This window comes from Kitasatospora purpeofusca, from assembly GCF_036010405.1.
Classification (GTDB): Bacteria; Actinomycetota; Actinomycetes; order Streptomycetales; family Streptomycetaceae; genus Kitasatospora; species Kitasatospora purpeofusca.
In genome coordinates this window covers 4097175-4116007 of the sequence record NZ_CP108561.1, presented here as the reverse complement: position 1 = coordinate 4116007, position 18833 = coordinate 4097175, and the positions used below count along the sequence as shown (strand labels likewise).

The window sequence follows — 18833 nt, the reverse complement described above, 5'->3', positions numbered from 1 at the left end:
CATGACCAGTCCCAACCCCACCGCCGGGCCCGCGCGGGCGAAGCGGTTCGACGGCGAGAAGATCGTCCTCGCCCTCGCAGCGCCGGTGCTCGCCGTGCTGCTGTCCGTCGTGATCTGTTCCGTCCTCCTGGCGACCTCGGGCAAGAACCCGTTCGACGCCTGGAACGTGATGATCACGTACGCGACCAAGTCGGACGGCCAGGTGGCCATCCTCAACCGGTCCACCACGTACTACCTGGCCGCCGCGGCCGCCGCCTTCGGCTTCCGGATGAACCTCTTCAACATCGGTGTCGAGGGCCAGTACAAGCTCGCCGCGCTGTTCACGGCCTACGTCGGCAGCCAGCTCGACCTGCCGTCGTTCATCCAGATCCCGCTGCTGCTGATCACCGCCATGCTGGTCGGCGGTCTGTACGCGAGCATCGCCGGTCTGCTGAAGGTCTTCCGCGGCGTCAGCGAGGTCATCTCGACCATCATGCTGAACGCCATCGCGATCGCCATCGTCGGCCTGCTGCTCGTCCCCGGCATCTTCGCGCCGGAGAAGAGCGGCACCAGCAACTCGATCCAGACCGCCCCGGTCTCGGAGTCCAGCCACTTCTTCGCGATCAACACCGACGGCGGCCCGCTCTACGGCTTCCTCTTCATCGCGATCCTGGTCGGCGTCGCCTTCCAGTTCACCCTGACCCGCACCCGCTTCGGCTTCGACCTGCGCGCCACCGGCCGCTCGGAGAGCGCGGCCACCGCGTCCGGTGTGAACGTCAAGCGCATGGTCGTCATCTCGATGGTGGTCTCCGGCGCGCTGGCCGGTCTGATCGGTCTGCCCGAGCTGCTGCAGAACTCGTACAACTACGGCCAGAGCTTCCAGGCGGGCCTCGGCTTCCTGGGCATCTCGGTCGCCCTGCTCGGCCGCAACAGCCCGATCGGCATGGCCTTCGCGGCGGTGCTGTTCGCGTTCCTCGACGCGACCGGCTCGCAGCTGCCGCTGCCGCAGAACGGCGGCTTCCCGTTCGAGATCGTCCCGGTCATGCAGGGCACCATCGTCATCTGTGTCGTCGTCGCCTACGAGCTGGTGCGGCGCTACGGCCTCAAGCGCCAGCAGCAGAAGGTCGGCGCCGAGCTCGCCGCCCAGGCCGCCGCGGCCGCCGAGAAGAAGGAGGTGTCCGCATGAGCACGGCCACCGCTGCCCGCGCCAAGGCGCCGGGCGCTCCCGCCAAGAAGCGCAAGATGTCCTGGCCGGTGGTGCTGCTGCTGATCGCGGGCGCCCTGGTCCTCTTCTCGGTCGTCGGCGTCATCACCGGCAACCACTCGCTGACCTCCTCCGGCCAGGTCACCGCCGCGCTCAGCGCCGCCGTGCCGATCGGCATGGCCGGTCTGGGCGGTCTCTGGTCCGAGCGGGCCGGCGTGGTCAACATCGGCCTCGAAGGCATGATGGTCGCCGGCACCTTCTGCGGTGCCTGGGGCGGCTACCTGGTCAGCCCGTGGTTCGGCCTGCTGGCCGGCATGCTCGGCGGCGCGCTCGGCGGTCTGCTGCACGCCGTCATCACGGTGACCTTCGGCGTCGACCACATCGTCTCCGGTGTCGGCGTCAACCTGCTGATCCCCGGCATCTGCGCCTACGTCAACCGGATCTACTACAAGGACTACATCTCCGTCGGTGCCGGCGCGAACCAGTCCCCGCCGGCCGATCCGCTGCCGTACATCACGATCCCCGGCCTCTCCTCGGGGCTGAAGGACATCGAGGCGCACCACTGGTTCGTGGTCTCGGACGTCGCCGGTGTGCTCGGCGGCCTGGTCACCAACATCTCGGTGGTCGTGCTGCTGGCCGGCGCGCTGATCGTGGCGAGCTACTTCGCCCTCTGGCGCACCGTGTTCGGCCTGCGGTTGCGCTCCTGCGGCGAGAACCCGACCGCGGCCGAGTCGCTGGGCGTCAACGTCTACAAGTACAAGTACCTCGCGGTCATCATGTCCGGCGCCTTCGCGGGCCTCGCCGGCGCGTACCTCTCGCTGGTCGCGGCGCACTTCTACAAGGACGGCCAGACCAACGGCCGGGGCTTCATCGGCCTCGCGGCGATGATCTTCGGTAACTGGATGCCGGGCGGCCTCGCCATGGGCGCCGGTTTGTTCGGCTTCACCGACAGCCTCCAGCTGCGCGACCCCGAGTCGGTGCACGCGCTGATCCTGGTGGTCGCCATCGCGATGGCGCTGCTGGCGGCCTGGCACCTGTACCGCCGCAAGTACACCGCGGCCGTGATCTCGCTGGTGGTCTCCGGCGGCCTGTTCGCCTGGTACTTCACCACCGACGAGGTGCAGCGCCCGCTGATCGTCGCCACGCCGTACGTGATCACCCTGGTGGTGCTCGCGCTGGCCTCGCAGCGGCTGCGCCCGCCGAAGGCGGACGGTCAGATCTACCGCAAGGGCCAGGGCAAGTGACGTCCGCGGCCGGGGCGGCCGGAGCGGTCGACTGGGACGGGCTGCGGGCGGCGGCCCGCGAGGCGATGAGCCACGCGTACGCGCCGTACAGCAAGTTCCCGGTCGGCGCCGCCGCCCTGGTGGACGACGGCCGGACGGTCACCGGCTGCAATGTGGAGAACGCCTCGTACGGCCTGGCGCTGTGCGCCGAGTGCGGCCTGGTCTCCATGCTGCACGCGACCGGCGGCGGCCGGCTGACCGCGTTCACCTGTGTGGACGGGGCGGGCGAGCTGCTGATGCCGTGCGGCCGCTGCCGCCAGCTGCTGTACGAGCACGGCGGTCCGGACCTGCTGGTCGAGCTGCCCTCCGGGGTGCGGCCGATGAGCGAGGTCCTGCCCGACGCGTTCGGGCCGGAGCGCTTGTAGGCGCGGCTCTGGCAATGCCGTTTGTTACGCGCGTAGAGTGTCGCGAGTGGGGCCCTTTCGGGTCGACTCGCGGCACTCTTCGCCTTTTGTACCTCGCATGTTGAACCTCTCTTGGAGCAATGGAGCATCCATGGACGCCATCTCCGTCATCAGGACCAAGCGCGACCGCGGAGAGCTGAGCCATGCTCAGATCGACTGGGTCATCGACGCCTACACCCGCGGGGAGGTCGCCGACGAGCAGATGTCCGCGCTGGCCATGGCCATCCTGCTGAACGGCATGAACCCGGGCGAGATCAGCCGCTGGACGGACGCGATGATCCGCTCCGGAGTCCGGATGGACTTCTCCTCGCTGGCGCAGCCCACCAGTGACAAGCACTCCACTGGCGGCGTCGGCGACAAGATCACCCTGCCGCTCGCCCCGCTGGTCGCCGCCTGCGGTGCCGCGGTCCCGCAGCTGTCCGGTCGCGGTCTCGGCCACACCGGCGGCACCCTCGACAAGCTGGAGTCCATCCCCGGCTGGCGCGCCCTGCTCTCCAACGAGGAGATGCTCCAGGTGCTGCGGGACGCCGGCGCGGTCATCTGCGCGGCGGGCGACGGCCTCGCCCCGGCGGACAAGAAGCTGTACGCCCTGCGCGACGTCACCGGCACCGTCGAGGCGATCCCGCTGATCGCCTCCTCGATCATGTCCAAGAAGATCGCCGAGGGCACCGGCGCGCTCGTCCTGGACGTCAAGGTCGGCTCCGGCGCGTTCATGAAGAATCTCGACGACGCCCGTGAGCTGGCCCGCACCATGGTCGGCCTCGGCACCACCGCCGGCGTCAACACGGTCGCCCTGCTCACCGACATGTCCACCCCGCTCGGCCTCACCGCGGGCAACGCGCTGGAGGTCCGGGAGTCGGTCGAGGTGCTGGCCGGCGGCGGCCCCGCCGACGTCGTCGAGCTGACCCTCGCGCTGGCCCGCGAGATGCTCGCCGCCGCGGGCGTGCACGGCAAGGACCCGGCCGACGCGCTGCGGGACGGCTCCGCGATGGACCACTGGCGCCGCATGATCGCCGCCCAGGGCGGCGACGTGGACGCCCCGCTGCCGGTCGCCCGCGAGCAGCACGTCATCCCGGCCCCGGCCTCCGGCGTGCTCACCACCCTGGACGCCTACGCCGTGGGCGTCAGCGCCTGGCGCCTCGGCGCCGGCCGCGCCCGCAAGGAGGACCCGGTGCAGGCCGGCGCCGGCGTCGAGATGCACGCCAAGCCGGGCGACACCGTGGTGGCCGGCCAGCCGCTGCTGACCCTGCACACCGACACCCCGGAGCGCTTCGAGTACGCGATCGAGGCCCTGGCCGGCGGCATCGAGGTCTCCCCGGCCGGCACCGCGTTCACCCCGAACCCGATCGTGCTGGACCGCATCGCCTGACCACCGCTCCTGCGCACGTGCGCCGCTCAGGCGTACGTGCGCAGGACACCGGTGTCGAGCGTCCACGGGCCCACGGTGATCGTGTCCCCGAAGGCGAACTCCTTGCGCGAGGTGTAGCCGGGTTCGTCGTGGACGATGCCGGTGCCCTTGCAGGGGTCGACCAGCAGGTAGAGCGGGATGCTCATGGCCGCGTAGTCGCGGACCCTCGCGCGACAGCCGTTCCCCGGGGCGGACTTCGGGACGATCTCCACGACCAGCAGCACCTCGTGCGGCAGGAGCACGGATTCACCGCCTTCCAGTGCCGCTTCGGCGAACACCATGAGGTCGGGATTCCGGAGTCTGCCCCGGGCGGCGTCCTCCAGGTCCGCACCGGTGTGGGCGATATGGCCGGGGTGGGTGCGGGGAAGCTGGGCGTTCAGTTGCCGTGCGATGCCGACGATCGCCGACATGTGCTGCTCGACCGGTGGGAGTGCCAGCGTGATCATGCCGCCAGCGATCTCGATCTTCCCGATGCCGGGAATGCGCGGCAGCCGATCGGCGCTCTCCCGCAGCCGCGCGTACGCGGTGGGATCGATGCTCATGGCCGGAGCGTACCGGGACAGCTGCTTCAACCGATGGCCGTGAGGGCGAGCTTCAGGAGTTCCTCGGGGGCCTCGCGGACGAGGTCGTGGCCGACCGGGAGGGTGTGGACGGTCCAGGCCGGGTCGGTGCGCAGGCGGGCGACGGTGTCGAGGAAGGGGGTGTCCTCGAAGCGCTCCGCGTGCAGGTAGACCCGGGGGACGTCCAGGGTGTCCACGGCGCCGGTGAGCCGGATCCGCTGGAGCAGGGTGGCCAGCGGGTGCACGGTGGCGCGCGGGTCGAGGGCCGGGTGCAGGCCGACCAGGGTGCGGCCGCCGCCCGCGGCGGCGCCGGCCAGGTAGCGCTGCTTCCAGACGTCGTTGACGATGTCGTACGCCGACTCGCCGTCGCGCGGGACGAAGGCGTCCGCGTACACCAGCCCGGCGATCCGCTCCGGGGCCCGGTCGGCGACACCGGAGGCGACCATGCCGCCGTAGCTGTGCGAGACGAGGACGGCGTCGGTGACCTGCTCGGCCTCCAGCAGGCCGAGCACGTCCTGGATGTGCGTCTCCAGGTCGACGGCCGCGGTGTTGAGGTGGCCGCGCTCGCTCACCCCGGTCAGCGTCACCGGGTGCACCTCGTGCCCGGCGGCCCGCAGCCCCTCGGTGAGCGGCCGGTACCACCAACCGCCGTGCAGGGCACCGGGGATGAGGACGAAGGTGGCCATGGTGGTTCCTTTGCTCGCGCTGTGCCGGGTGGGACGTGGACAAAGCTACGGCGGATACCTGACAACGAGTGTCAGGTATCCGCCGGTCCTGTGACGGGAGTGGCAGGTGTCAGGTCCAGTCCCGCAGGGAGTCGGCCAGGGACTCATGCGTCGGCACGGCGCTTGATCTCCCTCAAGTCCAGTCACGCCTCGTCGGCAAGGGACTGCAGAAACGCCTCGCCGCCGTGGAACACCTCGCCGCGTTCGCCCTCCGCGAGGGCCTCATCGACCTCGTTCTCCTTTGCCTGCCAGGCCGGAGTCCAGAACCAGGCCTGGTCGTCCGGGACGACGGAGGCCGGGGGCAGGAGGATGCGGTCGCCCTCCTGGAGGTCCGGCTGCGCGCTTGTCTCCTGAGGGACGGTGTCCACGCCCTTCTTCCGTACGGGCGTGGACACCAGGTGGGGGCGACGGCGGCGCGTCGGATCTGCCATGCGGAAAGGCTATTGGGCGGAGAGCCTGCCTCGCGGACCTCCGGTGCGGCTGCCGGCGTGGGCCCGGTGGGTGGCGTAGAGGGTGACGGCTGCGGCGAGGGCCATCGCGGCGAGGCCGATGGTGGCGGCGCCGGGCCAGCCGGTCGCGTGGTAGGCGTCGGCGCCGATCGTGCCGCCGAGGCTGTTCCCCAGGTAGTAGGCGATCAGGTAGAGCGCGGAGGCCTGGGCGCGGCCCTCGGTCGCGGTGCGGCCGACCGCCGAGGAGGCGGTGGCGTGGCCGGCGAAGAAGCCGGCCGTGATCAGGACCAGGCCGAGAAGCGCGAGGGCCAGCGAGTCGGCGAGGGAGAGCAGCAGCCCGAGGGCGGTGGTGCCGATCGCGACGTACAGCGCGCCGCGGCGGCCGAGCCGGCCGGCCAGGCGTCCCGCCGCGGCCGAGGTGGCGGTGCCGACCAGGTAGACCACGAAGATCGAGGCGGCGACGGACTCCGGCAGGTGGAAGGGCGCGGCGATCAGCCGGTAGCCGATGGTGTTGTAGACGGCGCCGAAGACGGCCATGAACAGCAGCCCCAGCGCGTACAGCCGCAGCAGCAGCGGGTTGCGCAGGTGGCGGCCGACGGTGCGGGCCAGGGCGCGGGCGTCCACCGGGGCCGGGGTGAAGTGCCGGGCGGCGGGGATCAGCAGCCGGAACGCCAGCACGGCCAGCAGGGCGAGGGCGGCGGAGGCGGCGAGGCCCCAGCGCCAGCCGAATCCGGCCGCGACCCAGCCGGAGAGCAGCCGTCCGCCCATGCCGCCGATGCTGTTGCCCGCCACGTACAGGCCCATCGCCGACGCCAGCGCGGAGGGGTGGACCTCCTCGGCGAGGTAGGCCATCGCGGTGGCCGGCAGTCCGGCGAGCGCGGCGCCCTGGAGGGCGCGCAGCACGACCAGGGTGGTGAGGTCCGGCGCGAACGGCAGGGCGAGGGCGAGGGCGGCGGCGGCCAGGGTGGAGGCCGTCATCACGGCGGTGCGGCCGTAGCGGTCGGCGAGCGCGCTCGCGGGGAGCAGGCCGAGGGCGAGGCCGAGGGTGGCGGCGGAGGCCGTCCAGCTGGCCTGCCCGGGGGTGAGGCCGAGGTCGTCGGAGAGGACCGGCAGCAGGCCCTGGGTGGAGTAGAGGAGGACGAAGGTCGCGATGCCGGCCGCGAACAGGGCGAGGTTGGCCCGGCGGAAGGAGCGCTGGCCGGGGCGGTGCCGGTCGTCCGCGAGCAGGGGGGCGTCCGGGAAGCGGCGGCCGTCCGCGTGGGGGCTGTCCGGGTGGAGGGTCGGCTGGGCGAGGGCGTCCGAGGTGGCCACGGACGCCCCGGTACTGGAGGGCTGCATGACGTCGAAGGTAGAACTGTCGTACTGATGCGTCCAATGCATGAGCAGGCAATAATCCATACCTGGACGCATGAGCGGAGCGTACGGACCAGGGACGGGGTGCTGTGACGACCGGTGGTAGTGAGCCGACCCTCCCGGCGGAGCTGGGGCCCGAGCTCCCGGCCGTTCAACTGGCCCCGAGACTCGCCCAGTTCGCGGCCGTCGCGCGACTGGAGCACGTGACGCAGGCGGCGGAGCTGCTGGGCATGCCGCAGCCCACGCTGTCCCGGGCGGTGGCCCGGCTGGAGGCCGAGCTGGGTGTCGACCTGCTGGCCCGTCAGGGTCGGACGGTCCGGCTGACCAGGGCGGGCCGGCTGCTGCTGGCCTCGGTGGAGCGGGCGCTGGCCGAGGTCGAGCGCGGTGCGGAGGCGGCGCGGGCGGAGGCCGACCCGCAGACCGGGCGGGTGGCCTTCGGCTTCCTGCACACCATGGGGACGGACACGGTGCCGGCCCTGCTGCGGGACTTCCGGCGGGCGTATCCGCAGGTCAGGTTCCAGCTGGTGCAGGACTACGTGGGCGCGATGCTGGACCGGCTGCGCGCGGGGGAGCTGGACCTCTGCCTGGTCTCGCCGCTGCCGGACGGCGACCCGGCGCTGGCGGCCCGCCGACTGGACGAGCAGCGGCTGTACCTGGCCGTCCCGGCGGACCACCGGCTGGCCGGGCGGCGCCGGATCCGGCTGGCGGAGGTGGCGGAGGAGCCGTTCGTCGGGCTGGAGCGCGGGTACGGGATGCGGGCGATCACCGACGGGTTCTGCGCGGAGGCCGGGTTCGTGCCGAGGCTCGCCTTCGAGGGGGAGGAGACCGAGACCCTGCGCGGGCTGGTCGCGGCCGGGCTGGGCGTGGCGCTGCTGCCGCCGGCGCTGGTGCCCCGGCCGGGGGTGGTGGAGCTGGAGGTGACGGCGCCGCGCACCCGGCGGGCGATCGGGCTGGCCTGGGCGCCGGGCCGTCCGGTGACCCCGCCGGTGGCGGCGTTCCGGGACTTCGTGCTGTCGCGGCGCGGGCGGCTGCTGGCGCACGACTGAGGGCGGCGGCACGGCGTTCGGTCGAGGGGGCGGGCCGGTCGGGGCGGGCGTCCTGCGGGCAGATGACCCGAATAGTCCGTTCGGGGGAATTCCCGGTGGACATTGGACGATTCGGCCCTGTGAACGGTGGCCTGTCTACGCGCGTAGGAGCTACACTCCCGCAATGGAGAAGCAGATCCCCGTCACCACCGCGGGCACCGGCCCCCGGATTCCCACCCCCGACCAGATCGCCCGCGCCCCGAAGGTGCTCCTGCACGACCACCTCGACGGCGGCCTGCGCCCCGAGACCGTGGTCGAGCTGGCCGCCGCCGTCGGCTACGAGGGCCTCCCCACCACCGACGCCAAGGAGCTCGGCGAGTGGTTCCGCGAGGCCGCGGACTCCGGCTCGCTGGTCCGCTACCTGGAGACCTTCGCCCACACCTGCGCCGTGATGCAGACCCGTGAGGCGCTGATCAAGGTCGCCGCCGACTGCGCCGAGGACCTCGCCGCCGACGGCGTGGTCTACGCCGAGGTGCGCTACGCCCCCGAGCAGCACCTGGAGCGCGGCCTGACCCTCGACGAGGTCGTCGAGGCCGTCCAGGAGGGCTTCCGCCTCGGCGAGGCCAACGCCCGCGCGGCCGGCCACCGGATCCGGATCGGCACCCTGATCACCGCGATGCGGCACGCCGCCCGCTCGCAGGAGATCGCCGAGCTGGCCAACCGCCACCGCGAGGGCGGCGTCGTCGGCTTCGACATCGCCGGTGCCGAGGCGGGCTACCCCCCCACCCGCCACCAGGCCGCCTTCGACTACCTCAAGGGCGAGAACAACCACTTCACCATCCACGCGGGCGAGGCCTTCGGCCTGCCGTCGATCTGGGAGGCCCTGCAGTGCTGCGGCGCCGACCGCCTCGGCCACGGCGTGCGGATCGTCGACGACATCACCGTCGAGGAGGACGGCACCGTCAAGCTGGGCCGCCTCGCCGCGTACGTGCGCGACAAGCGGATCCCGCTGGAGATGTGCCCCACCTCCAACCTCCAGACGGCCGCCGCCGCCTCGTACGCCGAGCACCCGATCGGGCTGCTCAGCCGGCTGAAGTTCCGGGTCACCGTGAACACCGACAACCGGCTGATGAGCGGCACCAGCATGAGCCGCGAGTTCGAGCACCTGGTGGAGGCCTTCGGCTACACGCTGGGCGACATGGAGTGGTTCTCCGTGAACGCGATGAAGTCGGCGTTCCTGCCGTTCGACGAGCGGCTCGCGATGATCAACGACGTGATCAAGCCGGGCTACGCCGAGCTCAAGGCGGAGTGGCTGTTCAGCAACGGCGCCTGAACCGCTTCTCGGTGGTCGGATGAATGCCCTTTTCTGTCAAGGGAATTGGCGTTCATCCGACTACTCCCTCGGGTGGGTGAACCGCCGTTGATCCTCGTGCGATCCAATCACTACGGTGTGCCAGTCATTGCTGACCGGCTGTGGTGGACGGGTCCCCGTTGCGCCAGTCGCGCGGGTCGGCCACCGACGAGGACCCAAGGGGACTAACCAGATGAAGCAGGCCACTCTCAAGGCCGCCGGCACCGCCGCGCTCGGCATCGCCATCGCCGCGGTCGGCGCCGGCGCCGCCTCCGCCGCCCCCGCGGCCGCCACCGGTGGCCTCGGGCTCCCGACCTCCCTGCTGACCAACCCGGCGGCCACCAACGCCGTCACCGACGCCGCGGGCAAGCTGCCGGTCGCCGACAAGGTCAGCGGCACGCTCGGCACCCTCGCGCCCAGCGCGGGCCAGGCCGCCGCCCCGGCCGCGGGCAACCGGGCCGGTGTGCCCAGCGTCCCGGGCCTCGACAAGACCCCGCTGGGCGGTCTCACCCAGACCCTCCCGCTCCCGGGCCTCGGCGGCTGATCCCGCCCCGGCTCCGCACGGCCGAAGGGGCCGCCCACTCCTCGACGGGAGTGGGCGGCCCCTTCCGGCCGTTCCGCGGGTGCTCCGGTGCGGTGTCCCGGGGCTTCCGGTGTGGTGTCCCGGTGCTTCCGGGCTCCGGCGTCACGCCTCCTGGGGGAGCAGCAGCCAGAGCGCCAGGTAGATCAGGAACTGCGGGCCGGGCAGCAGGCAGGACACCAGGAAGATGATCCGGACGGTCCACGGGGTGAGTCCGAAGCGCTCCGCGATCCCGGCGCAGACGCCGGCGATGACGCGGTTGTGGCGGGGGCGGGCGAGGCGGCTCATGGTGAACTCCGTTGCTCTGGTGGCGCCGGTGACCGGTCCCTCCGGCTGGCGTACCTCCATGCTCCGCCCTGGCGCCGCCCGATTCCTCCGCCCGCAAGGCGATCCTGTCCCTGACCTGCGTCGTCGGTGGGCAGTAGTCGCTCTCGGGGTTCCGCTCAGGGTCGCCCCGGAGATTGACGGGGGCGGGGAACGGGAACCGGCGGCGCGGGGCGGCCGCTACCCGCGGGGACGGAACGGGACGGTGACGTCAGAGGTGTGCTCGTGCGGCTCGGCGGTCATGAAGTTCGGGTAGTACACCTCCCGGTTGCCGGCGCTGCGCTCGTACCCCTGCTCGGCGACCCAGGCACCGACGGCGTCGTGGATGGTCGCCATCGCCGCGAAGTCCCTTTTCTCCGCAGTCAGTTCGGTGTATGCCTCACGGTGTGCGGGGTGGATCCGCACCGCGATCCGGCCGGCCGGTTCGACGGTGTTCAGCGTCGGCGCGCACACCTCGACCGGGCCGTCGGACTCCTCGCTCACATGGCCGTGGAAGACGGTGAAGATCGGCCCGGACAGGCAGGCGCCCGTCGACCCGAGGTGGGCGAGGAGTGACTCGCTGGCCCCGCCGATGAACTCGACGAGACCGGCGGCCGTCACATGGCCGCGCAGGCACAGCACCTTCTGCTCCGGCACCTCGCGCTCCGCGATCCGGTACATGGTGGAAGCCCTTCCGGTCAGTACTGCTCGGGCGTAGCCCACCGCCTCCCGGCGGGCCAGGTGCGAGGACTCCTGCTCCCGCCAGTAGGCGTCCAGGAGCTGCGGGGAGGTGTCGGCGTCCGCGTCGAGCACCGCCGCGATCCGCGCCAGCGGCATGCCGACGGCGCGCAGCAGCGCGATCCGGCGCGCCCGTTCGACCTGGGTGAGGCCGTAGCGGCGGACCCCGGTGGCCGGGTCGACCCGGGCGGGCGCCAGCAGCCCCCGGTCGCCGTACAGGCGCAGCGCCTTGGGGCTGAGCCTGGTCCGGGCCGACAGCTCCCCGATGGTGATCAAGTCCTCGTGCACGGCCCCACTCTGGGGCCTGCCCCTGGGGCAGGGGCAAGCGGTGGGGGCAGGGGGCGGGACAGGAGGCGGGCCGCGGGGGCCGAGACCGGGCAGCGGCCCCGGCCCCGCGGCCCGCCGGCTCAGCGGTAGTACGGCTCGACGGCGGCCCGGACCTCGTCGAACAGCGCCGGTCCCTCCTGCGGCACGGGCGGGAGGCCGCTCGCCGGCCGGATCCCCAGCAACTGCTCACCGGAGAGGGCGAAAACGATCCGGCCGAGGCCGGCCTGCCGGAGCGCGGCCGCGCACATCGGGCAGGGCTCGCAGCTGGTGTAGAGGGTGGTCCGGGAGGCCGTGGCGAGGTCCAACTCCCTTCCGGCCCAGCGGGCGAGCTTCAGTTCGGGGTGCGCGGTGAGGTCCCGGTCGGTGCGGGTGGTGTTGCGCTCCTCGGCCAGCACGGTGCTGTCCGGGGCGGCCAGCAGCGAGCCGAACGGCGGGTCGCCGTGGGTGCGGGCCTCGGCGGCGAGGGCGATGGCGCGGCGGAGCATGGCGCGGTCGGCGGGGGTGAGCGTCATGAGGGCTGTTCCGTTCGGGTCGGCGCGAGGTGCGGCAGCTCGGCCACGGCGGCGAGAGCCTCGAAGGCCGGTCCCGGGTCGCGGGTCTGCTCCGGGTCGCCGTGGTAGGGGTCGAGGACGACGGTGTCGGCGCCCAGCAGCCGGAGCCGGGCGAGGTCGGCGCTGATCTGCTCGATGCTGCCCTCGCCCGCGAGGCGCTGCGGTCCGGCGACCGGCTCGGGCGTGAGCCTGAGGGCGATCCGGGGCGCGAACGCCGGGACGGGGAGCGCCTGTTCCTCCGCGTACGCCCGCAACCGGGGCGCCGCCTCGCACAGCCACGGCGTGGTCGGGCGCAGCGGGTGCCAGGCGTCGCCGAGGCGGACGGCGCGGCGCAGGCCCGCGTCGCTGTTGCCGCCGATCCAGAGCGGGATGCGCCGGGTGCCGTAGTCGGCGGTGTCCGCCCAGGTGGCGCGCAGGCGGCGCAGGTGGTCGTCGGTGAGGCGGCCGCGTTGCTCGAACGGGACGTCGAGGGCGGCGAACTCCTGCTGCGCCCAGCCGATTCCGACGCCGAGGACGAGGCGGTGCCCGCTCAGCGCGTCGAGGTTGGCGGCCATCCGGGCGGTGAGGAGCGGGTGCCGGTAGGGGGCGATGAGGACGGTGGTGCCGAGCCTGACCCGCTCGGTGTGGGCGGCGAGCCAGGCGAGGGTGGTGAACGGTTCGTAGAACGGGCCGGGGTAGCGCACGGCGACGTCGGGGGTGATGGCGACGTGGTCCGAGACCATCAGCAGGTCGAAGCCCAGGCCCTCGACGGTCCCGGCCCAGGTGAGCAGGGCCGCCGGGTCGGTGCCGGGGCCGAAGTTGGGGACGTTGACTCCGATCTTCACACCCGAAAGCCTAGGGACGGAAGGTGGATTGACTGAAGGGGCATCCCCCGGTTGAGGGGTTGTTCCGCCGTGGAATCACCGGCAATCTGGGCTCATGACCGAGATTCTTGACGCGACGGACTGGGCGATCCTGGCCGAGCTCCAGGAGGACGGGCGGATCGCGTTCGCCGAGCTGGCGCGGAGGGTGAACCTCAGCGCGTCGGCCACGACGGAGCGGGTGCGACGGCTGGAGACGGCGGGGGTGATAACCGGGTACCGGGCCGAGGTGGACCTGGAGCGGACCGGGTACCCCGTGATGGCGGTCGTCCGGCTGAAGTACCCCGGGCCGGCGGCACGGCACGAGCCACTGCGGCGGCTGCTGGAGGAACGCGCGGAGATCCTGGAGTGCCTGCGCACGACCGGGGACGACTGCTACTCGCTGAAGATCGCGACCACCTCGATGGGGCATCTGGAGGAGATCGTCGACGAGCTCGCGCAGTTCGGGAGCACGACGACGAACCTGGTCCTGAGCCGCCCCCTGGCCTTCCGCGGCCCGGCGGTGCCCCGGGCGGGGGCGGCGGAGCAGTAGCAAGGATGCAATCGTCGGGGTAGTCAGTGGCCGGGCTGGTCCTCCTTGTCCTCGCTGTGCACCTTCAGAGCGGTGATGACACCCGTGACGACGGTGGCGAAGGCGAGGGCGAGGAGGACGGCGAAGGCGGCGCCGACGAGGAAGTTCACGCGGGCCGGCCCGTTTCGCGGAGGAGCGTGAGGAGGTTGAGGAGGGTGGCGACGGAGGTGTCGCCGAAGTCGACGAGGAGGCGGCCGTCGATGGTGCTGCCGTTGACCTCGGCGGAACCCCACTGGATGCCGAAGGGCTTGCCCCGCTCGTGGAGTTCGCAGAGGAGGGCGGAGACCTCGGGCCCGGTGTAGGTGCGCAGGTAGGGGTCGTGCGATTCGAGCGGCGTGTTCACGCGGCGACCTCCAGTTCGAACCAGACGACCTTGCCGTGCTTGTTGCTGGTGGCGCCGAAGCGGTCGGTGAGCGCCTCGACCAGGTGGAGGCCCCGACCGGAAACGGCGTAGGGATCGGTGGGAGTGCGGGGCTCGGGGAGCACCGGACTGTCGTCGCACACGGAGACGCGCAGAGTGCGGGGACAGAGGGACACGATGACGTGCGGCGCCGGAGTGTCAGCGTGTTTCCAGGCATTCACGAACAGCTCATGCAGGGCGAGTTCGGCGGTGTGGACGGTGTCCGGCGGCCAGTCGGCCGAGGTGAGGAGCCTGCGCAGCTCGTGGCGGACGACGGACCAGTCGGGCGGAACGAGAGCGCACATGGGGACCTCCAGAGCGTGGGGAGGGAAGGACGGAGCGCGTCTACATGCCTGAAAACATGTGACATTGACGCTCCGTCATGTGATCGGTGCAACACTGAGGCTAGGTTGCTGGGTCATATCGTTGCAACCAAAAGCGCAATGTTGACCCGTGTGGGTGACGCCTGGCCGGTAGTAGCGACGCCGGCCGATGCGGAACACTGTGGGGAGAGGGAAGGAACGTCGTGGGGCTCAGGGGAGAGATCAGTCAGCGGCAGCGCCGCTTCGGCGAGGAGTTGCAACGTCTCCGAATGGCGGCGGGCCTGTCGGCCCCGGAGGCGGGCGCGCTGGTGGGCATGAGAAGCCCGGCCGTCAGCCATACGGAGGCGGGGCGAACCGGCCTCAATCAGGAGCGGCTGGCGATCTGGCTCGATGCCTACGGCTGCGAGGATCCTGTCTACCGGGCCAAGCTCGCCGACATGGGGCGGCGTACGGGCAAGGGATGGTGGTCGGAGTTCGCCGACCGAGTGCCGTTGCTCGCGCTCGACCTGGCCGAGGCGGAGGACAGCGCGGCGCTGATCGACAACTACGAGACGTTCTACCTGCCCGGCCTCCTGCAGTTGCCCGCATATGCCGAAGCGATCTACGAAGGCGCTCATCGAGACGGGAAGTTCGATGCGGAGGCCGAGATCGACTTCCGCATGAATCGGCAGCGCATCCTGAACGATCTGCCCCGGCGGCAGTTCCGATTCGTCATTCACGAAACGGCGCTCCGCCTGCGCTTTCCCGGGGACGCGGTGATGAGGGCGCAGCTGACGCACCTGCTGGAGGCGGCCGAGCTGCCCAATGTGACCATCCAGGTCCTGCCGTTCGCGGCATTGAAGAAGCCTCCGCACACAGGCCAATTCCTGCTACTGGACCCCGGGTCGGAGGACCTCTCCACCGTTGTTGTGGATCACCCGAGCCGGGCCGAGTATCTTGGCGACCGGTACTCGATCGCGACGTACCGCAGGACGTTCGATCAGCTGAGCGACCTTGCGTTGCCTCCGGTGGACACCGGCCGTTCGCCCCTCGCGCTCTCGTCCTCGCGTGACTCGTGCGGGCTCATTCGACATCTTCTCTACCTGCTCCAGACGTGAAGGGCGCCCGATGGCAGAAATCCGTTGGCAGAAGTCATCGTTCAGCGGCTCCAACGAGGGCGGCAGCTGCGTTGAACTCGCCACCGGCGCGACGGGTCTCCGCCACCTGAGGGAGTCCGACGACCCGGGCGTTGTCCTGGCCGTCGATGCAGAAAACCTCCGTTCCTTCCTGCTCGCCGTCAAGGAAGGTGAGTTCGACCACCTCGCGTGATCGGTCCGGCTTCGGAGTTCTTCCTGGTCGCACCATGAAGCGGGCGGTCGCGGACAATCGTCCGCGACCGCCCGTCTCTCGTGTCAGTGCGCGATGTCGCCGACCGGATGTGCGGGGCTGTCCAGCCACGTCTGCTGTCGGCCGTCCGGTCGTACGGTGAGTCCGAACCTCGTCAGCTCGGGCCGCCCCCGCTCCACCCACCACGTGCGGGCCTCGCAGACCTCGTCCCAGAGCTGCCTTGGCCCCGTCTGCTTCATCGCCCCTTCGTCTCCCCAGTTCCGGTAGCGGACGGAGGCCCACGAGCCGTGGCTGTCGGAGAGTTCGATCCGGTACGTGGTGGCCGGGTCAGTGCGATCCCAGCGGTGGATGGATCGCACCCCCGGTACGCGAAGGCCGATGGCGAAGGCGGCGTGGACGTCCTCCTCCGCCAGCTCCGGGTCGATCGGAGAGGCTCCGGTCCTTGTCGTACCCAAGGCCGGCGCCGCTACTACGTGCGGTCGCTGTGCACGCATCCACATGAAGGACGCGTTCTCGACGAACCGCCCATGCGCCTCCTGACCCGGTCCTTCGACAACGAGGCGCAGCAATCCCGCATTGGCGTACGGCGTTCCCCAGGGCGTCACGACAATCCCATCGGGCACTGTCTGTTCGATCCATTCCGGAGGGATCCACCGGACGGCCGCCGTCGAGTGGATGCGGTCGTAAGGCGCTCCAGGGCTCCAGCCGGCGAGCCCGTCCCCGACCACCCGACAGGGCGCGAGGTGTGCGGCCTCGAGCTTTCTTCCGGCGTCGGCCGCCAGCACGGGATCGATCTCGATCGTGGTGACCTGCTCGCCGCCGAGACGGGCGGCGAGCAGGGCGCTCGTCCACCCGGTCCCGGTGCCCACGTCGAGCACCCTGTGTCCGTCCTGGACGGCCAACTCCCGCAGCATGGTTGCCACCAGGGACGGCATGGAGCCCGATGAGGTCGACGTGCCCGGCCCGCCGCTCATACCGTCGTCGAGTTGTGTGACCACTGCTTCGTCGGCGCTCACCGCGTCCCACCAGGCATCCGGCTCCCGGCTCCGCTCGACCTGCCGGTAGCCGGACAGGCTGTGCTCGTCGGGAAGCCAGACGGTGTCCGGGACGAAGGCGTGGCGCGGGGCGCGTTCGAATGCGCCCCGCCACGCTGCCTCCAATGTGCCGGACATCGTCAGTCCGGCAATCACTTCCGTGTACCTGTGCACGGGTGCCTACTTCTTCTCGTCCGGTCCCGGGGGAGGGACCGGACGAGTCCACCTGCCGTCCGACTCCTTCGGGGACTGCTGCTGATCTCCGGTCTTCCCGTCCTGGCCGTCGCCGTGCTCGCCCATGTTGTTGTCCTCCGTCCGATCGGGTCAGGCTTTGCCGGGCTTGGGTGCGGGGTTGGTGCCGGGCTCGGGCGGCGTCGGGCCGGGGCCGGGGAAGGGGGTGCTCATGCCGGGATCCTCTCGTTGGAAAGTCCTTCGGATCACGCTAGGAGCGCCTCCTCGGAGATTTCAAGAGAATTCCCGTTACCGACTAAACCTTGCTCCTGAAGTCGGCGGCGACAGCGGACAGGAAAGTCTCGGAAGAAGTGTCGAACATTGCCATTCCCTCGTACAGGGCGAAGATGGCGAGATGCTCGGAGATGTCCCGGGAGTCGCGGAAGACTATTCTTCCGGTGAACGTCTCCACGGTTGCCAGATGCTCACCGTAGACGGTGAAGGTGTTCATGGGTCCCCGACCTGCCACCACGCCGTTCGGGACGATTCCGATCCGCACGTTCGGCAGCCGGGAGAGCGCGACCAGACGTTCGACCTGTACCGACATTGCGATGGGCGGCACTACTGCCCACCGGACGGCCTGCTCTGTGAGCAGGAAGGTGAACGACTTGGCCGTGTCGTACAGCACCGCCTGTCGTTCCAGCTTCCGCGCGACGACCGACGCGGTGTCTCCGGGAGAATGTGCAAGTCCGGCCCGCACGTACTCGGGTGTCGCGAGCAGGCCCGTGACCATCGCGGGCAGGAAGTAGCGGAAAACGGTCGCCGAGGCCTCCAGTGCGGCCAGTTCCGTCTGCCGCTTTTCCAGTCCGCGACGCAAGGATGCGCGGACGCCCTGCCATTCGGTGTTCGCGACCCTCGCGAGGGACATGATTTCCTCGGCTGCTCCCGGCGCTACTCCGAGTGCGCGAAGAATTGATTCCACCTCGGTGAGGCGTGGGATTTTCCGCCCGGTTTCGATCTTGCTGATCGTGCTCTGGGACAGACCGCAACGCCGAGCGAGCCGGTCTCCACTGAGACCGGCTCGCTTACGGAGATCGCGGAGCAACCGGGCCAGCTCGGCCTTCGACCGGTCCAGTTGCTCAGGGGCGAAGGTCACTCACCCATGATCCTTCAGGTACTCCAGGAAAGGAACGGACTCGGCGATCGCCAGCTGTTTCCAGGCGGAGTAGGGGGCGGCGTCGCCGTCGTGGATCCGGCGGCCGATCTGGGTGCCGTCCGGGCGGTAGTCCATCAGCACCGTACGGTGGTCGTCGAAGAGCCAGAAGTCCTGGTTGGGCAGGCCGGGGTTCGGGCGGTCGGTGAGGTCGAGGATCCGGACGTCCTCCCCGGCCTCGACGTTGTGACGGTAGTGCGCGAACTCGTAGCGCAGGTAGTCCGTCAGGGGGCGCGTCAGCACATGGACCCGGCCGATACGCCGACCCGTGTCCCGGTATCCCCGGACACGTGCCGTCCAGGCTGCGGTTGCCTCGGCCGTCAGGGGCTCGCCGGCCAGGAAGCGACGGAGTCCTTCCTCCTCCTGCGGCATCGTGTAGACGGCGAAGGTCTCCAGGCGCCAGGCGTCGTACTCCATGGCGTCGAAGTACGTCCGCCAGGCGTCACCATCCAAGAACACGGAACGCCTCCCGCAGGATCTCCTCGGGGATTTCGACAAGTGACTCCCCGTCGGGTGCGCGGAAACCTGTGAACGTGCTGCCCTGGACCACGAACGAACCGTGGCCGGTCGCGTAGACGTTGGGGCAGTCGTCCGATCCGCACTCGCCCGATCCCTCGCCGCTGTCGCCACGTGTGAGGCGGATCAACCCCGGCTTGGCGGTCATGGTGAACCCCCTTGTAGGTGTGCCTGGTTGA

25 protein-coding genes are annotated in these 18833 nt (G+C 70.9%); 10 read left to right on the top strand and 15 right to left on the bottom strand.

Annotation, left to right across the window (positions count from 1 at the left end; all coding sequences use genetic code 11):
• The first annotated feature begins 1 nt into the window (after nt 1).
• The 4 genes from OG715_RS18090 (at nt 2) to OG715_RS18075 (ending at nt 4239) form a co-directional block, all read left to right on the top strand.
• Nucleotides 2-1165, top strand: coding sequence for an ABC transporter permease (locus OG715_RS18090; protein WP_266269828.1), 1164 nt, complete (start codon nt 2-4; stop codon nt 1163-1165).
• Nucleotides 1162-2427, top strand: coding sequence for an ABC transporter permease (locus OG715_RS18085; protein ID WP_266269827.1), 1266 nt, complete (start codon nt 1162-1164; stop codon nt 2425-2427). The genes OG715_RS18090 and OG715_RS18085 overlap by 4 nt, the downstream gene beginning before the upstream one ends.
• On the top strand, nt 2424-2831 hold the full coding sequence (locus OG715_RS18080; RefSeq protein ID WP_266269826.1) for a cytidine deaminase: 408 nt from the start codon (nt 2424-2426) through the stop codon (nt 2829-2831). Before OG715_RS18085 ends, OG715_RS18080 begins: the two co-directional genes overlap by 4 nt.
• A 130-nt stretch (nt 2832-2961) precedes the next feature.
• Nucleotides 2962-4239 carry a thymidine phosphorylase gene (locus OG715_RS18075; protein WP_266269824.1) on the top strand — a complete coding sequence of 426 codons (1278 nt, stop codon included), beginning with the start codon at nt 2962-2964 and terminating at the stop codon, nt 4237-4239.
• A gap of 26 nt (nt 4240-4265) precedes the next feature.
• On the opposite strand, the gene OG715_RS18070 is transcribed toward OG715_RS18075, so the two are convergent.
• The 4 genes from OG715_RS18070 to OG715_RS18055 form a co-directional block, all read right to left on the bottom strand.
• On the bottom strand, nt 4266-4820 hold the full coding sequence (locus OG715_RS18070) for a Uma2 family endonuclease (RefSeq protein WP_266269823.1): 555 nt from the start codon (nt 4818-4820) through the stop codon (nt 4266-4268).
• 26 nt (nt 4821-4846) lie between these two features.
• Nucleotides 4847-5524 (bottom strand): alpha/beta fold hydrolase, encoded by a 678-nt coding sequence (locus OG715_RS18065; protein ID WP_266269822.1) that lies wholly within the window; start codon nt 5522-5524, stop codon nt 4847-4849.
• 182 nt (nt 5525-5706) lie between these two features.
• Complete coding sequence (locus OG715_RS18060) at nt 5707-5994, bottom strand: hypothetical protein (protein WP_266269821.1); 288 nt, start codon at nt 5992-5994, stop codon at nt 5707-5709.
• Nucleotides 5995-6003: 9 nt separating this feature from the next.
• Nucleotides 6004-7350: an MFS transporter gene (locus tag OG715_RS18055; RefSeq protein ID WP_266269820.1), complete on the bottom strand. Its 1347-nt coding sequence runs from the start codon at nt 7348-7350 to the stop codon at nt 6004-6006.
• Between the two features lie 143 nt (nt 7351-7493).
• Here OG715_RS18055 and OG715_RS18050 point away from each other — a divergent pair, with 143 nt between their 5' ends.
• The 3 genes from OG715_RS18050 (at nt 7494) to OG715_RS18040 (ending at nt 10285) form a co-directional block, all read left to right on the top strand.
• Complete coding sequence (locus OG715_RS18050) at nt 7494-8411, top strand: LysR family transcriptional regulator (protein WP_266271721.1); 918 nt, start codon at nt 7494-7496, stop codon at nt 8409-8411.
• A 163-nt stretch (nt 8412-8574) separates the two neighbouring features.
• On the top strand, nt 8575-9723 hold the full coding sequence (locus tag OG715_RS18045; protein ID WP_266269819.1) for an adenosine deaminase: 1149 nt from the start codon (nt 8575-8577) through the stop codon (nt 9721-9723).
• Nucleotides 9724-9934: 211 nt separating this feature from the next.
• Complete coding sequence (locus OG715_RS18040; RefSeq protein ID WP_266269818.1) at nt 9935-10285, top strand: ATP-binding protein; 351 nt, start codon at nt 9935-9937, stop codon at nt 10283-10285.
• Nucleotides 10286-10426: 141 nt separating this feature from the next.
• Here the strand turns inward: OG715_RS18040 and OG715_RS18035 are convergent, their stop codons facing one another.
• The 4 genes from OG715_RS18035 to OG715_RS18020 all read right to left on the bottom strand — a co-directional run bounded on the left by OG715_RS18035 (nt 10427) and on the right by OG715_RS18020 (nt 13064).
• Nucleotides 10427-10609: a PspC domain-containing protein gene (locus tag OG715_RS18035; RefSeq protein WP_030393399.1), complete on the bottom strand. Its 183-nt coding sequence runs from the start codon at nt 10607-10609 to the stop codon at nt 10427-10429.
• Between the two features lie 216 nt (nt 10610-10825).
• Nucleotides 10826-11650, bottom strand: a complete 825-nt coding sequence (locus tag OG715_RS18030; RefSeq protein WP_266269817.1) for a MerR family transcriptional regulator — start codon at nt 11648-11650, stop codon at nt 10826-10828.
• A 119-nt stretch (nt 11651-11769) separates the two neighbouring features.
• Entirely contained in the window at nt 11770-12201 is a 432-nt protein-coding gene (locus OG715_RS18025) for a nucleoside deaminase (RefSeq protein WP_266269816.1), read from the bottom strand.
• Nucleotides 12198-13064, bottom strand: coding sequence for an LLM class flavin-dependent oxidoreductase (locus OG715_RS18020; RefSeq protein WP_266269815.1), 867 nt, complete (start codon nt 13062-13064; stop codon nt 12198-12200). The genes OG715_RS18025 and OG715_RS18020 overlap by 4 nt, the downstream gene beginning before the upstream one ends.
• Before the next feature lie 94 nt (nt 13065-13158).
• Between OG715_RS18020 and OG715_RS18015 the strand changes: the two genes are divergently transcribed.
• Nucleotides 13159-13632, top strand: coding sequence for an Lrp/AsnC family transcriptional regulator (locus OG715_RS18015; RefSeq protein WP_266269814.1), 474 nt, complete (start codon nt 13159-13161; stop codon nt 13630-13632).
• A gap of 23 nt (nt 13633-13655) precedes the next feature.
• Here the strand turns inward: OG715_RS18015 and OG715_RS18010 are convergent, their stop codons facing one another.
• Genes OG715_RS18010 through OG715_RS18000 form a run of 3 tightly spaced genes read right to left on the bottom strand, consistent with a single transcriptional unit; the run spans nt 13656 to nt 14376 of the window.
• Nucleotides 13656-13781 (bottom strand): hypothetical protein, encoded by a 126-nt coding sequence (locus OG715_RS18010; protein WP_266269813.1) that lies wholly within the window; start codon nt 13779-13781, stop codon nt 13656-13658.
• Entirely contained in the window at nt 13778-14014 is a 237-nt protein-coding gene (locus tag OG715_RS18005; protein ID WP_266269812.1) for a hypothetical protein, read from the bottom strand. Before OG715_RS18005 ends, OG715_RS18010 begins: the two co-directional genes overlap by 4 nt.
• The gene (locus tag OG715_RS18000; RefSeq protein ID WP_266269811.1) at nt 14011-14376 is read right to left on the bottom strand and encodes an ATP-binding protein; all 366 of its coding nucleotides are present in this window, start codon (nt 14374-14376) and stop codon (nt 14011-14013) included. The genes OG715_RS18005 and OG715_RS18000 overlap by 4 nt, the downstream gene beginning before the upstream one ends.
• A gap of 221 nt (nt 14377-14597) precedes the next feature.
• Between OG715_RS18000 and OG715_RS17995 the strand changes: the two genes are divergently transcribed.
• Nucleotides 14598-15491: a helix-turn-helix domain-containing protein gene (locus OG715_RS17995; RefSeq protein WP_266269810.1), complete on the top strand. Its 894-nt coding sequence runs from the start codon at nt 14598-14600 to the stop codon at nt 15489-15491.
• A gap of 10 nt (nt 15492-15501) precedes the next feature.
• On the top strand, nt 15502-15702 hold the full coding sequence (locus OG715_RS17990) for a DUF397 domain-containing protein (RefSeq protein WP_266269809.1): 201 nt from the start codon (nt 15502-15504) through the stop codon (nt 15700-15702).
• Between the two features lie 83 nt (nt 15703-15785).
• On the opposite strand, the gene OG715_RS17985 is transcribed toward OG715_RS17990, so the two are convergent.
• From OG715_RS17985 to OG715_RS17970, 4 genes are all read right to left on the bottom strand, one after another.
• Nucleotides 15786-16928, bottom strand: a complete 1143-nt coding sequence (locus OG715_RS17985; RefSeq protein WP_327064150.1) for a methyltransferase domain-containing protein — start codon at nt 16926-16928, stop codon at nt 15786-15788.
• A gap of 313 nt (nt 16929-17241) precedes the next feature.
• On the bottom strand, nt 17242-18081 hold the full coding sequence (locus OG715_RS17980; RefSeq protein ID WP_266269807.1) for a helix-turn-helix domain-containing protein: 840 nt from the start codon (nt 18079-18081) through the stop codon (nt 17242-17244).
• On the bottom strand, nt 18082-18597 hold the full coding sequence (locus OG715_RS17975; protein ID WP_266269806.1) for a DUF6879 family protein: 516 nt from the start codon (nt 18595-18597) through the stop codon (nt 18082-18084).
• The gene (locus tag OG715_RS17970) at nt 18581-18802 is read right to left on the bottom strand and encodes a hypothetical protein (protein WP_266269805.1); all 222 of its coding nucleotides are present in this window, start codon (nt 18800-18802) and stop codon (nt 18581-18583) included. The genes OG715_RS17975 and OG715_RS17970 overlap by 17 nt, the downstream gene beginning before the upstream one ends.
• Nucleotides 18803-18833: the final 31 nt, after the last annotated feature.